Source organism: Streptomyces sp. NPDC091209, assembly GCF_044757755.1.
GTDB lineage: Bacteria > Actinomycetota > Actinomycetes > Streptomycetales > Streptomycetaceae > Streptomyces.
In genome coordinates this window covers 1-13,885 of the sequence record NZ_JBIVVR010000028.1, presented here as the reverse complement: position 1 = coordinate 13,885, position 13,885 = coordinate 1, and the positions used below count along the sequence as shown (strand labels likewise).

Annotated in this window: 10 protein-coding genes and 2 pseudogenes; 4 read left to right on the top strand and 8 right to left on the bottom strand. The window is 68.9% G+C overall.

From position 1 onward, the window contains the following. The first annotated feature begins 911 nt into the window (after positions 1-911). Positions 912-1,862, top strand: coding sequence for an alpha/beta hydrolase (locus ACIQRL_RS40680; RefSeq protein WP_401341379.1), 951 nt, complete (start codon positions 912-914; stop codon positions 1,860-1,862). A gap of 893 nt (positions 1,863-2,755) precedes the next feature. On the opposite strand, the gene ACIQRL_RS40675 is transcribed toward ACIQRL_RS40680, so the two are convergent. Together ACIQRL_RS40675 and ACIQRL_RS40670 are read right to left on the bottom strand one after the other, a co-directional pair. Further along, positions 2,756-3,577: an alpha/beta fold hydrolase gene (locus ACIQRL_RS40675; RefSeq protein WP_401341376.1), complete on the bottom strand. Its 822-nt coding sequence runs from the start codon at positions 3,575-3,577 to the stop codon at positions 2,756-2,758. A gap of 167 nt (positions 3,578-3,744) precedes the next feature. Then, complete coding sequence (locus ACIQRL_RS40670) at positions 3,745-4,410, bottom strand: DUF4097 family beta strand repeat-containing protein (protein ID WP_401341373.1); 666 nt, start codon at positions 4,408-4,410, stop codon at positions 3,745-3,747. A 239-nt stretch (positions 4,411-4,649) separates the two neighbouring features. Between ACIQRL_RS40670 and ACIQRL_RS40665 the strand changes: the two genes are divergently transcribed. Beyond that, on the top strand, positions 4,650-5,417 hold the full coding sequence (locus ACIQRL_RS40665) for a helix-turn-helix domain-containing protein (protein WP_401341371.1): 768 nt from the start codon (positions 4,650-4,652) through the stop codon (positions 5,415-5,417). A 318-nt stretch (positions 5,418-5,735) separates the two neighbouring features. Here ACIQRL_RS40665 and ACIQRL_RS40660 read toward each other — a convergent pair whose 3' ends face one another. The 5 genes and pseudogenes from ACIQRL_RS40660 to ACIQRL_RS40640 form a co-directional block, all read right to left on the bottom strand. Then, positions 5,736-6,932: an MFS transporter gene (locus ACIQRL_RS40660; protein WP_401341369.1), complete on the bottom strand. Its 1,197-nt coding sequence runs from the start codon at positions 6,930-6,932 to the stop codon at positions 5,736-5,738. 252 nt (positions 6,933-7,184) lie between these two features. Continuing rightward, positions 7,185-7,277: pseudogene (locus tag ACIQRL_RS40655) on the bottom strand (AAA family ATPase); the annotation flags it as partial. Between the two features lie 164 nt (positions 7,278-7,441). Next, on the bottom strand, positions 7,442-7,660 hold the full coding sequence (locus ACIQRL_RS40650) for a hypothetical protein (protein ID WP_401341366.1): 219 nt from the start codon (positions 7,658-7,660) through the stop codon (positions 7,442-7,444). A gap of 382 nt (positions 7,661-8,042) precedes the next feature. Continuing rightward, positions 8,043-8,471: a hypothetical protein gene (locus ACIQRL_RS40645; RefSeq protein WP_401341363.1), complete on the bottom strand. Its 429-nt coding sequence runs from the start codon at positions 8,469-8,471 to the stop codon at positions 8,043-8,045. Positions 8,472-8,512: 41 nt separating this feature from the next. After that, positions 8,513-9,325, bottom strand: a complete 813-nt coding sequence (locus ACIQRL_RS40640) for a transposase (protein ID WP_401341360.1) — start codon at positions 9,323-9,325, stop codon at positions 8,513-8,515. Positions 9,326-10,244: 919 nt separating this feature from the next. On the opposite strand from ACIQRL_RS40640, the gene ACIQRL_RS40635 reads away from it, so the two are divergent. After that, the gene (locus tag ACIQRL_RS40635; RefSeq protein ID WP_401341357.1) at positions 10,245-10,610 is read left to right on the top strand and encodes a hypothetical protein; all 366 of its coding nucleotides are present in this window, start codon (positions 10,245-10,247) and stop codon (positions 10,608-10,610) included. A 369-nt stretch (positions 10,611-10,979) separates the two neighbouring features. Here ACIQRL_RS40635 and ACIQRL_RS40630 read toward each other — a convergent pair. Continuing rightward, positions 10,980-11,712, bottom strand: a pseudogene (locus ACIQRL_RS40630) (IS5 family transposase). A 435-nt stretch (positions 11,713-12,147) separates the two neighbouring features. On the opposite strand from ACIQRL_RS40630, the gene ACIQRL_RS40625 reads away from it, so the two are divergent. Then, a complete protein-coding gene (locus ACIQRL_RS40625) occupies positions 12,148-12,483 on the top strand; it encodes a hypothetical protein (RefSeq protein WP_401341356.1) in 336 nt (111 codons plus the stop codon). Positions 12,484-13,885 lie beyond the last annotated feature (1,402 nt).

Sequence of the window (13,885 nt, the reverse complement as noted above, 5' to 3'; positions counted from 1 at the left end):
CCACAGCGAAACTGGAGGCGAGCCCCACTCCCCCGCCGCAGAACACGAAGCGGGCGAAGGCCGTGAAAGCGCCGGGCGCCGTCCACCGCCGGCTCCGCGCTGTCTCCATGACCCCACCCCTTCGACCGCCCGCCTCGACCACTCGCTTCGGCCACTCGCTTCGACCGCCCGCTTCGGCTGCCGGCTTCGACCGCCGGCTTCGGCTGCCCGCTTCGTGAATCGCGCGCCTCCCGACCCGCGAGGCCCTCGGCCTACCGTTTCCTGCAATGGAAACGCTACGTTGCATTCATGAGTCTGACAACCGGGTTATTGTGTTCAACTGCCGACAGCAGAGGTGAAGTCCGGGAAGTTGTTGCAATGGTTTTGCTTCTAACGCAACAGCCCTCATCGCGTTTGTTGCAATGAATTGAGGGTGAACGCTACGTGTGAGGCCCGGGACAAGGACCCGGCGCGGGCGCCACCGGCCGGGGACACCGTGCCGGTGCCGGGACGCCGCAGCGGCCCGCGGACGGATGCCCGCCGCCACCGCACGAACACCGGGAGGCCCGCCCGCCCGGCCAAAGGGATCCGCGTCCGCGGCACCCGCGCCGCCGCCCGGCATGCCGGGCCGGGTCTCTCCTGCCGGCCGGGCGCCTCTCCCCCGCTGCACGGGCGGACCGCTGCCCGGCCCACCGGAGTCCGAGCCGCGAACACCCGGTCCGGCCGCCTCGCGGAGCCTGTCCGACGCCGGTGTGCGCCGCGGCCGGGAAGACACCGCGCGAAAGGACGATGGCCCGGCTCCAGGACCGGCCATCGCCCCGTGCCGTGGACCGCAGAGCAACGGCACAGACGCCAGCCGGCAGTTAAGGCTGCCGGCCAGGGGACCGCCTACGGGGGCCGGATCGCCGGAACACGATGGCATCCTGGCCCGCATGGCCGAACCGATCGCCCCCTCGCTCGCCGATGCCGAACTGACCGCCTTCATCAAGGGCGTCCGGCAGGACCCCGGACCCCCCGCCCGTGCCGTGGGGGCGGCGGAGCTGCGGCGTGCACAGCGACGGCGTGCCCAAGCCCGGCCCCCGGGCCCCGCGATGGCCCGCGTAGAAGATCTGACGGTCGGCCCGGCCGCCGTGGGGGCCCGCCTCTACCGCCCTTCGGCGGCACGCGGGCCGCTGGTGGTGTTCCTCCACGGAGGGATGTGGACGATCGGCGATCTGGAGTCACACGACCGGGCCTGCCGCAGACTGGCGCTCGGTACCGATACGGCCGTGCTCAGTGTCGACTTCCGCCGGGCTCCGGAACACCCCTGGCCGGCCGCTGTCGACGACTGCGTGGATGCCATCCGGTGGGCAGCGGCCCGCACCGTCTCCAGCGCCGGGACCCCGGGAGCGACCCTCGTCATGGGTGACAGTTCCGGCGGCAACCTCGCCGCGCTCGCCTGCCTGCGCCTGCGCGATGAGGGCGGACCGCTGCCGGCCGCCCAGATCCTGGTGTACCCCAACACCGATCTGACCCTCTCCCGTCCCAGCACACGGTCCAAGGCCACGGGCTGGGGCCTGACGACCGACGACGTCGCGTGGGGAGCCGGGCAATGGGTCCCGGACCCGTCCCGGCGCGCCGACCCCCAGGTCAGCCCGCTGTACGCCGCCGACCTCGGCGGACTGCCACCCGCCGTTGTCGTCACCGCCGAACACGACCCGCTCCGGGACGAGGGCGACGCCTACGCCGCCCGGCTGGCCGCCGCGGACGTCACGGTCAGACACCGCTGCGAACCCGGGATGATTCACGGATTCCTCACTCTCGACACCCTGTCCCCCGCCGCCGCGGCAGCGGGAAACAGAGTCATCGCCGACGTCACCGACATGCTCCACCACGTCCGCTGACACCTGACCGGACAACGGCAGCCCCGGCACGCCCGGCCAGGACACCGCCTTCGAAACGCGTCCCGGCCCGAACCCGGACCAGGACCCGGACCCGAGCCAGGGGCCAGGGGCCAGAGCCAGGGGTGGCCAGGGGCCAAGGCCAGGGCCAGGGGCCAGGACCAGGGCCAGGGGCCAGGACCAGGGCCAGGGGCCAGGGGCCAGGACCAGGGTCAGGGTCACCAGGTGAACCTCCCCGGGCCAAGAACAGGGGCTTCCCGGCTCAGGCTGCCTGCGGGTCAGCGGCCCGACCGGCCCTGCGCCACCAGCACCAGCCGGGCCCCGGCCAGCCAGGTGCGATCCAGCAGAACGCGGAGATGCGGGTGCTGTCCCGGCTCCCGAACAGCACGGTGTGCGCGATCGCCTGGTTCTCGCACCGCACGGCGTGCACCCTGCCCCGTCAGGCGGACGGTCCGTGTTTCGCCCCGGAGGCGAAACACCGTTTCCCGCCCTGCCCCGCAGGAGTCCGGTTCTCCCCCGCAAGCGGGAGGTACCCCCACCCCGGCCCGAAGGCCGGAGCATCCTCGCAGGATCCCGGCGAACAGGGCGAGGCGACCGTGCCGGGAAGGCGCAGCAGCCGCCGGCGCGCCCACCGTACCGGCGGCTGCTGCGCTCCTGCCCGCCGGACCGGATGTCCCGCGTGAGACCCAGGGGCAAGGATCCGGCGCGGGCCGGCCCCCGTCGGCGGCGGGGACGTACAGCGGGGACGTACAGGTGCAACCGGCCCGCCAGCCCGCCCGTGCGCCGGCCCCCGGTTGGCGGCGGGGAGGTGCGGCGGGGACGTACAGGTGCAACCGGTGCGCCGGCCCGCCCGTGCGCATGCCCGCCCGTGCGCCGGTCCGGCGCCGGTTGGGTCGTCAGTGCCCTGCGCGGTCGTGGCCGGCGACCTCGCGTACGGCCCCGGCGACGGCCGCGAAGTCCTTCTTCAGGATCGCGTCGTGGTTGCTGGCGACCTTCGCGCTGATGCGGATGTTCGGGTTGCGGGCGGTCACCGCGTCGAGGCCGGCGCGGATCCGTTCCTGCTCGTCACCCCTGCTTCCCAGGGAGGCCCCCGAGGCGACCACGTAGCGCGCCGGGACGGTGATGCTGTCCAGCACCGGGCCCAGTTCGCGCTCGCGGGCGAGCCTGCCGAGCTCGATGTTGGTGTCCGCCATCTGTTCGGCGTTCATCCGCGGGGCCAGGCCCGTCGGGCGCAGCAGCGGCAGGAACAGGCCCATCCGCCGGAACAGTTTCCGGATCCGCTCCTCCATGGCCGCGTCCAGCCAGTCGTAGGGCTGGGCGCCCTCGACCAGGACCGCGCCCAGGGTGCGCCCGGGATGGCGGGCGGCCCAGTGTGCCGCGACGAACGCCCCGTAGGACCAGCCCACCACCAGGGCCCGGTCCACGCCCGGGTCCGCGAGGACGGTGTCGACGTCCCGGACCGCCGCCTCGAAGGAGCAGTCCGCCGAGCGCTTCGATTTCCCGCGGGCCCGCTCGTCGTAGGTGATGTGCCGCCACCCCGGGCCGAGTTCGGCGATGACCCGCCGCCAGTACCCCTGGGTGGCGAACTGGCCGTTGAGGTAGACGACCGGGATACCGGGGCCGCCGGTGTCGGTGACGGCCAGGGCCGTGTCGTCCGCCGGCACCATGCCGGTCCACGCCGAAGCCGCACCGGTCGAGGGGGTGTTGTTCTTCTTCACGGGTCTTCTCCTGTCGCGTCGGGCGGCCTGGCCGTGTACAGCGGTCCCCGGGTCCTGCCCGCGGACGGCAGGACCCCGCAGCGGGCGGCCGCGTCTCCCGGCGGCGACCGCGGCCGGGAAGGCCGTCGGCCGCGGCAGGGGCGGGCGGCCCGTGCCGGTGCCGGCTTTCAGAGACTGCGGGCGGTGATGTCGCCGCGGGAGGTGGTGGCGCGGATGTCCAGCGCGGCGGTGCCGTCGTTCCTGAGGGCGTTGCTCACACGGCCGTGGCCGGTGCCGGCGTCCAGGCGGGCCGAGACACCGGGAGCGGCGGCGATGCAGATGTCACCGCACCGGGTGCTCAGGACTACCGTGCCGCGCGCCGCCTCGGTGATGCGGATGTCACCGCGTGCGGTGCTGATCTGCGCGGGGCCGCCCAGCCGGCCGACCTCGACATCGCCGTCCACCGCGGTGAGACGGACACTCGCGGCCTCATCGATCTTGACCCGGTGGTACGCGCCGTCGAAGGCGACATCCCCGAGGCGTCCGACACCGCGCAGTTCGGCGGCCGCGGCCCTCGCCTCGACACGGGAACCCGCGGGGAGCTGGACGGTGACCTCCAGGGATCCGCAGGAACCCAGGAGCCGGCTGCCGCCGGCCGGGGCCGTGACCTGCAGGACACCGTCGGCGTAGCTGACAGTGGTCCGCTCGGCGGTCCTGGTGTCACGGCTCCTGGAAGGGTCGGCGGGCAGCACCTCGACGGTGGTGTCGGCGCGGTCCGCGGCGATGAACCGCACGCGCCCGGCAGGGATGTCCACAACGGCGCAGACCGGGGCGGGGGTGTCGAACTTCTGCATCACGTTCTCCCGTACTCGCTGCTTGTTTCTGACATTGGAAACGCTACGTTGCTTTCCACAATCAGACAACACAGTCGTTGCGCAGAATCAGCGTCAGTGCAGGCAGGAGCCGGTAAAGTGTTGCAACGGCCTTGGGGGTAACGCAACAGCCACCGCTTCGATCATTGCAATGAAGGAGGAGTGAACGCTATAGTGAGGCAGACCACGGACCACCGCGAGGGACCACCGAGGAGACAACGATGCCCGGAGGCAGACTCACCCAGCAGGAACGCCAGCAGATCGCGCTGGGACTGGCCGACAGCCTCCCCTACGCCGAGATCGCCCGGAGCCTGGACCGCCCCACCTCGACCATCACACGCGAGGTGATGCGCAACGGCGGGCCCACCGCCTACCGCGCCGACCTGGCCCACCGCGCCACCGAACACCGCGCCCACCGCCGCAGAACCACCCCCGCCCCCGGCACGGCCCCCGCCCCCCAGCCCCACGGACGCGACGCTCGGGCCGTCGCCGAATACGAAGAGACGTTCACCACCGTCCTCATGGCCTCGGGCCTGCCCAGAATGACCGCCCGCGTACTCACCTGCCTGTTCACCGCCGACGCAGGCAGCCTCACCGCATCCCAGCTCGCCCGCCAACTCCAGGTCAGCCCCGCATCCATCTCCAAAGCCATCACCTTCCTGGAAAACCAGAGCCTCGTCCGCCGCGAACGCGACGAAGGCCGCCGCGACCGCTACATCGTCGACGACGAACTCTTCTACCAAGCCACCATCGCCAGCGCCCGCGCCAACGACGAACTCGTCAAAACCGCACGCCAGGGCATCACCGTCCTCGGCCGCGACACCCCCGCCGCCACCCGCCTCGAAAACATCGCCCGCTTCCTCGACTTCATCAGCGAAAGCATCACCCGCGCCGCCGAACAAGCCCGCCAAGTCCTCCACACCAAACCCACACCACCCCCAAACACCACCACCCAGCCAAACCCCGACCACACACCACCAACCACCTAAACCACCCACCCACCCGTCACCACAGGCGAACCCACACACCCCCTCCGACACCCGACACCACCGAACACGGGCGGTGCCGGCCACCCAGCAACCGACCCGACAGAGGGGCACGGCCGGCGCCGCCCACCCGGCGCGCGGGCGAGTCGGGTGCCAGGACAAGACTGTGATGGGACCTTTCGCCGGGCTCCTATGAGGGCACAGACGCCCGGCCGGCCACGCGCGACCGGCACCCCCCGACCGGCCGACGATTCCTTGAAGGACAGCCCGAAGCGTCAATCCTTCGGTGGGTCAGACTTCCGAGCCATGCCGAACCAATCCTCACAGTCGTTCGTTCTCGGCTGTCGATGAGTCCCGCAGGCCGCCGAGCGCCAGGGCCGTCATCGCCACCGCGGCCCCCGTCGCCACGCCGAAGCCGCCGTGTGCACCGCCCGCGTCGGCCACCCGTCCCGCGACCGCCGCCGCGGCTGCTGATCCTGCGGCGCTTGCGGAGTTGCCCCAGGTGAACGCCTGGGTGAGGACGGCGTGCGGGACCGACGACTGGGTGAGGAGGGAGGTGAGGATCAGCAGGACCGGGACAGCGAGTCCGGTCAGGGCGAGGGTGGCGCCGATCGCGAGGGGCGCGTCGACGATGGTCAGCGGGAGGCTCGCGAGGGCGAGGCCGGCCGCGGCCGCGGCCTGGTGGCGCCGGGGTGAGCCGCCGTGACGCCGTGCTCCATAGGCCCAGCCACCCACCAGATTGGTGCAGTTGGAGGCGAAGTAGAGCGGCGCTGCCGCGTCCGGTGTGCCGCGTCCGACGGCGTATGCCGTGACGGACACCTGCATCGCGCCGAAGTACACCCCGAGCGTGAGGCCGAGCGCGGCCTGCCGCAGGAATGCGGAGCGGAGCAGGGCGCGTCCGGCGAGGCGGCGTTCGGCGCGGCCGGTGAGGGGCGGCATGGTGCGGCGCTGGGCGACGAGGGCGAGCCCGCCGCCGACGACGAGCGCGGCGGCGAGCAGCACGCCGGCATCCGGGCGGCCCGCCGCACCCAGGACGCTCACCAGGGCCGGGCCGGCCAGGTAGGACACGCCGTTGGCGAGGGCCTCCAGGGCGAAGGCCGTAGGCAGTGCGGCCGTACCTTCGCCGGACAGCAGGGCGGACCAGCGAGCGGCGGACAGGGCACCGAGCTGGGGCAGCGTTGCCCCGACGAGTACTCCGGCGACGAGGTCCGGAACGGCGCCGGCGAGCAGCAGCGCCACGGCCCCGGCATGGGCGCCCAGCGCGCCGGGAAGCACCCGCGCCTGCCCGAACCGGTCGACAAGGCGCCCGATCTGGGGCCCGGCGACGGCGTCCGCGACAGCGAAGCCGCCGGTGACGAGGCCCGCGGCGGCATACGACCCGGTGCGTGCGTGCACCAGCCAGACGATGCCGATGCCCGTCATCGCGATGCCCAGACGCCCGACAGCTGCGGGAAAGAAGAAGGCCGCGGCACCCGAAGTGCGCAGCAGGGTGCGGTAGTTCGCCGAAGCCGAAGGCACGGCGCATCCCTTTCGCCGCCCGGCGGGACGCGCCCACGGGGTCGTCGGCGTCCGGATGTGCCGACCCGTGGCTACGCCTGAAGCCGTCCAGTGGTGGCGTGGAGCGGGGACGCGCACCCCACGCCGACTTCGTCACCGGGCAGATGTCATGTGGTAGTTGATGACCCCCTTGAGCCTAGAGGAACGGCACGCGGAAGCGAACAGGGCAGGGGCCCGTCGTGATCGTCAGCCCGCGGTCTGTTCGGCCCTGACTCATGTCTGGGCGAGGCAGAAGGAGTCGGTGCCGGACTCGATGATGTCCCCGCCGAAGGTGAGACGGTCGACGATGGCCGCGCAGAGCCGGGGAACCTGCCGAAGAGCGAGCGCCTGAAGCTCAGACCCGTCCTCGCTGGCTGCCCCCGAACCGGATGCCCTCACCAGGCACGTCCACGCGTCGGCGCGAGACGTACGTCCGGACCCGGCTTCAGCCTCTTGCGGAAACGAGTCCTGCCGACATCCTGACGGGCCCGTCACGAGCTCTGCCGGAGTCGCTCCGCGGCCTGAGCAGGGGTGTCGTAGTAGCCAGGCCGTGCCAGCAGGACCGAGTTGAAGAAGTGACCCTGCTCTTCCTCTGGCTCGTCGTCGGCTGCGAACGGGCGCCAGAAGCTCAGGAGCAGATCAGAGGCGATGAAAGACGCTGGGTCGCCGGGGTCTGCCTCGATCGAGGTGTACTCGCCCATGCGTTCCACTAGGGCGTGTTTCAAAAGCCCGGCTCATGCGAGCGGTTCGGCGGGCGATGCGCGCGGTGATCTGGCGTCGCCGCAGGTAGGACGGATAAAGCGGTGATCGTAGGCTTTGTCGCCGAACACGATGACCGCCAGCACCTCGCGATCCCCGTGACGGCGCCGTCCACCAGCCTGCGGACGCACCGGCGCCGCCGGCACCACCAACTGGAACAACTCCCGAGATGGCCTCTATGGGTACGCACCGTCACCACAGACTACGGAGCAGAGCCGCTCGTTTGACAGACCCCCAGGCCGGTGGCCTGTACCAGCGCTACGAGGTCGAGTTCGAGTCCACGCTGGAAAAGCCGCTTGGGACGGTCGGAGAGGGAAGCTTGAACTCCCGTACTCAGGCGGGGTGTCCGAGGTGTTTGATGCGCCACGCGGGAAGCGGGGTGCGGGCCTCGCCTGTGAGGAAGTCCATCATGTCGATCAATATGCGCCGGAAGTCCGTGATCGGGATGGACACCTCCTCCCACTGACCAAAGAAGGCCTCAAGCGTGACATGATCGACCGAGACACGCTCCACCGCGCAGGCTTCCAGGTGCAGTGCCGACTCCTCGCCGGCTTCCACCTTGAGCCAGCCCAGGAGGACGGACGTGTTGTCCTCGTCCGGGCCGCAGTTTGAAGCGATATCGCCTACCGCCTCCCGCAGCGCTGGGGGCGTACCCACAGGAGCGCTGATCACGGTCGCAACGAACCCCGGAAGCACCTGACGGGGCAGGCCGGCGTCGCGCTTGTGCTTCCTCATGCCGGGAACCTCCAGCAGGCCGAACACCCAGCGGTCCGCCGAAGGGTCCCTGCTTTCAGTCCTGTGACTCATTCGAATGAGGATGCCAGACCGGAAGATTTCAAGTCCAGTGAGACGGTCATGACGCTACGAGGTCTGTGGTGCGGGTTCCCTGGGCTTGGCCGGGTCGTTGATCCAGGCTGTCTGGCGTATCTCGGATGGTCTGGGGTGGCGGCCGAAGCGTTCGGGGGGCGGGTGTATGCCTCGGCGAGGGTGACCGCGCGCTGGTCGCGGACCTCCTCGGCGGTCCCGAAGTGGACGGACGCAGGGGCGTGCCAGCCGATGCCCGAGTGCCGGTGCTCATGGTTGTCATACGCGATGAACGCCTCGAACCACTCGCAGGCGTGGGCCGGCGAATCGAATCGTTCGGGATAGTCCGACATGTACTTCGTGGTCTTGAACTGGGCCTCGCTATAAGGGTTGTCGTTGGAGACCTTCGGCCTCGAGTGCGACCGCGTCACACCCAGATCGATCAGCAGTTGAGAGACCTTCTTCGACGTCATCGAGGTGCCGCGATCCGCGTGCACGGTCTGGGGCACGATGCCGTTGCGGGCGATGGTCTCGCGGATCAGCTCCTCGGCCCGCACCGCCGATTCAGCTCGCTCGACGGTGTGGCCGACGATGTACCGGCTGAAGATTTCGATGATCACGTAGGCGTGATACCAAATGCCGTTGGCCGGTCCGGCCCTCTTGGTGATGTCCCAGGTGAACACCTGCGAGGACCCTCTGGCGACCAGCTCGTGCACCACCTTGCCGGGATGACTGGCCTGCCGTCGGCGGTCACCGGACTGATCCTGCTCGGCCGGATCCGGCACATCGTCGAGACGGAGCCGTGATAGCACTCGGCATCCAGCTCGCGGGCCCAGATCTGCGCGGGCGCCAGCTCGGGTACTCGTCGCCGTTCATCAACTCCAGTACCACAGCCCGCTCTTCGGATGTCAGGGCCGACGGCAGCACCTGCGAGGCACGTGCTCTGCATGCTGGTACCGGCCTGAGCCGGCGGTAGCACAGCGCGGGAGCGGCCTGTCAGCCGACAGGCGGCAGTGATGCCCAGCCGAGCCCCGCCGCCGGTGAACGCCTCGTCCAGGACAGGGGCTGCGGCAGTTTCAGTCCGCGCTCTTGGAGATCATGTCCAAGAGCGCGAAAGCTTTTCCTATCACCCCGAGCGCGGCCTTGTTCCGGCAGCAGGACAAGGCGAGCGCTGTCCTCGAGGCTGCCAAGCTACTGAACCTCAACGGACCCTCAGTGATCCGGCGAATGATTCCGGGTTTCCGTGTGGGTGACCTGCAGGATCTTGTTCGACAACGCCGGCGGCGAGGCGTTCACCACCGTGCTGAAGGTCGAGTACGCCCACCGGCCCGATCGACTACGAACACGACTACTGGGCCAGCTTCACCAAGGAGCTGGCTGCATAGGAAGGTCTCCACATTTCGAGGGGATTGACACACCTTACGGAGGCAAAATTCCTCCGCCCCACACAGTCCTTTGGTCGATGAGGGAGGCAGCGGGACCCTGCAGCCATGAGCTCCACTCCTCATCAAAGAGCTCCTCCCGCTGCGCGCCGAGCAATGGCGCTCAGCGAGGCAGCCCGCGCAAGACGGGCACAAGGTGTGCCCGTCTTACTCGCACAAGGGTCTGTGCAGAAGGGCTGCCCACGCTCAGCGTAGAAACTGACACCAGTAGCGCTGGTCCGACAACAGAAGTCCGTTCTGTAATAGCCGACAGCTCTTGTCACAATTTGGTGAGGATTCAGACAACTCTATGAAGTCGATATTCAAGAAGCGCATCCGTGGCACGGCAGTGGTCGGTGCACTCGCAGGCGTTCTCACTCTAGGCTTGGCCGATTCCGCCGCTGCCTCGTCTGTTCCCCCGTGGCAGTTGGAGGTTTGCTCCTGGGGCTCCTACCAGACCAACGTCTACTGGGGTAACGGCGGTTTCATGGGCGTCCCGGCCGGGCAATGCCTCACCCAGATGTTCCAGCCCATGACCACCGACACGGCATACGAATACGTCACTGTGTATGTCAACGGTGGCGGATACATCAAGGGAGCCAACCTGAACATCGCCCAGGGTGGTGGCTTGGCGACCGACGGAACGTATTCCGCCCCCTTTGCCTGGACGTTCTAACCCGGCGCAGTGCAGCTTGACTTGTATGGCGCCGCCCGCTGTCTTCCTCAGCGGGCGGCGTTCCCACGTAACGTGCCACTCCGCTCACCCGGGGTGCCGTGCTGAACTATCACGATTCAGGACACCCGGTCTGAACGGCAGCGACGTGCTGCACCGCTTTCGGGGCCCCAGACCCCCTGAGCCTCTCCCACACGCAGCGCAGCCTGCGCTACCACCAAGCTCCGCTCGCAGACTTCGACCATGCCATCCGGGTCGCGCGCGACCAACCTCAGCCCCAGGCTCGCCACCACTACGCCGCGCACCTGACCCTTGCCGTGCGATAGCGCAGACTGCCACGTCGGTGTAGGCGCGCAAAAGCTCGTGACCCGGTCATGATCGGTGCTTCTTCAGTCGTCTCCAGCAGATGAGGCCGCAGGCCAATGAGACGAAGGCACTGTGGAGTTCGGTTCGGCGTTCCCAGCGGACGGCGAGGCGTTTGAACTGGTGGAACAGGGCGAAGGTCTGCTCCACCATGTAGCGGAGCTTGCTCAGGCCCTCGATGTTCGGGGCGCCCTTGCGGGAGTCTCCAAGCAGGGCTTCTGGGCGCCTTCGAAGACGCCCGGGGCGGCCGTCGACAGGTGGGACGCCGTCGACCAAGGCGGGGGTCTGAGTGACATCGTTGACATTCGCCGGGGTCGTGATGGCCTTGAGCGGAGTTCCGCGTCCGTCGCAGATCAGGTGGTGTTTGCTGCCCGTCTTGCGTCGGTCGACCGGCGACGGACCTGTGTCGGCACCCCCTTTTTCGCGCGGACATGGGAGCCGTCCACTCAGGCCCGCGACCAGTCGAGTTGGCCGGCCGCGTTCAGCTTGGCGAGCAGGATGCGGTGCAGCCGGTCGAAGACCCCGGCCTGCTGCCACCGCTCCGGACGCCACCAGCAGGTCTGACCCGAGCCGAACCCCGCTCCAGCTCCAGCGGCAGCAGTTGCCAGGCTGTGTCGTTGCAGAGGACGTAGAGAATGCCCTGGAGACAGAGCCGATCCGCCTCCGGCCGCAGACCTGGTGACCGCTCGGGCCAGGGCGGCAACAACGGCTCGATCAGCGGCCACAAGTCGTGGTCCACGATCCACGGCCGAGTACTCACAGCACCACAGACGGCGGAATCGTCAGACTGGTCACGCCCAACCAGCGCACCTCAACAAGATCGTGTTACAAGCTCGAAGGACTCGCTGCTGCGATGTTGCGCTCGCCAATTCAACCGGTGGCTGTCCGTCTACGCGGGCATCACACCAGACGCCGGGGCAAACCCCCGGATCCGGCCCAACCCGCACATCACTTCTCTGGACTCAATCTGCGACTGTTTCCGAAAGGGCAGAGTCCTTCCCCGTAGGGGCAGTTGGAGTGCCCGAGCGTTCAGGGTGATTCTATGCTCCGGCTGTAAGAGGGCCCATCGAACGGCCCGACTCAAGTAGGCCTGAAGAAATTCTTCGCCGGCGCCCATCACGGAGGAAAGTAAGTGCACTTTCTCAAGAATGCCAAGCGGATTGGTATTACCGCAGTCGTGACCTGCGCCATGGCCACGGGCCTGCTCGCCGGCACCGCCGGCTCGGCATCCGCGTCCACGATCCAGAACCAGTGGATCCAGCTCTGCGCACAGGGCAACTACCCGGCCCAGGTCGAGTTCCCCTACCGAGGCGGAGCTTCAAGCTTCGTCGTCTCTCCCCGACAGTGCCAGTGGTGGAATTTCCAGGACCTCGGCACCTGGGAACCCGTCAACGTCGTAGATGTCTGGTCCGGCAAGACCGTCGGTACCACGTGGTACAAGGGTGACGTCTCCGGTCTGGGCATCGGAGCCGAAGGCTCGGAAGGCGGCAGCCAGTGGATCCAGACCTGGTAGTCGAAACTGCCACGGACGACCCTGCCAGCACGGCCTGCCCCAACACCCGCCTGCCCTGACTGGCGCACCACATCACCGTAGGGGTTCCACAGCGGCGAGCGCGTGCGGCGTGGGATCGAGCACGTAGTCGATGTTCGAGCCGAACTGGCGCTTCCCTGACCGAAGAGCGGACCGCCCTGGGCGCTCTTCGGTCCGCTCGCGCTCGCTGCCGACCGGTATCCGGGCACGTGATCGGCCTGGGGACGTTGGCTCTGCGCCCCTCCCGCGTCCTGCGCGAACCGTCCCTACCTATTGGCCTCGAAAGATCGGTCGGCAGCCAGCTACGAGCCTCGTGACGCTGTACCAGACCGCCCTTTTGAACGGTCGGCCATTTGATCGGATGCGTCTGTCCGGTTGGTGATCAGTGATGCCATGCAGCCCCGGATCGAGCCGCGGATCCCCGCCGATCCAGTGTACAGATCGCCGTCGAACCCCGAAGTCGATCACGAAGTACCGCACCGGCTCGCCCTCGCGAGCGACCTGCCGGAGGAGTTCAGCGCGGTCCAGGCTGCTCACAAACGACTGATCAAGTGGGCCGCGGACGGCACCGGGCAGCGGACCCTCAACTGCAGTGCTTGCCATCGTCGACGACGCTGAACTTCGGCGGGACCCTCACGGTGGTTTGCACCGCCTGCCGCGCCCACCAGCCCGCCGCCGGAGCCCGGAAAAGTGAGGCGTCGGGCTGGACCAGACCCATCATTCACGCCCGCGGCGACCTCAGTACGAGGGCCTACCTGCCTGGCGACAGCCACGCATGCCCCCTGGCTCTCCGTGTCACACAGGGCCAGGCCGGTGACGCACCAGTCTTCGAGGCTTATGTGGCCGACATCCAAGTGCCGCAAAACGGAGGCGGAGGCCGAGGGCTTGGCCGGAGGCCGTCCCGGTGGACCGCGCGCAATCGTCCCACGCGATCCGAATCATTGTTGATCTTGTGACGAATCACGTCCGCCGTCACACGCCGTCCCGTAGCCCCCTTGCCGGCCACCGCCCTCATCCAGCCTGTTCGGCCGCCGTTCTGTGCCCCGAGGGGCAGCGTTGGCTGTGGTCGGCGGGCGTTGTTATGGGTGGTGTTTAGGGTCGGGGGTAGGAGTGTCTGCTGTTTTTGGCTGGATTTCCGGGTGTGGGGAGGGTGTTGGGTGGTGTGGCTGCTCGATGGTCTGCATCGCCTCGGGTTCTGTGCCGGTTGTGGTGTGAGCGGACGGGGCTGGGTTCTGTGAGTGGGGTCGAGGCTGGTGTCGGTCCGGTTGTGATGTGCGGGGTGCTGTATGGGTGATCTGCAGTTGCCGGACGGGTTTGTGTGGGTGGCGAATCTGGCGGTGGGTCAGGAGTGGCCGAAGGGTTCGGAGTCGGGTCTGAGCCGGTT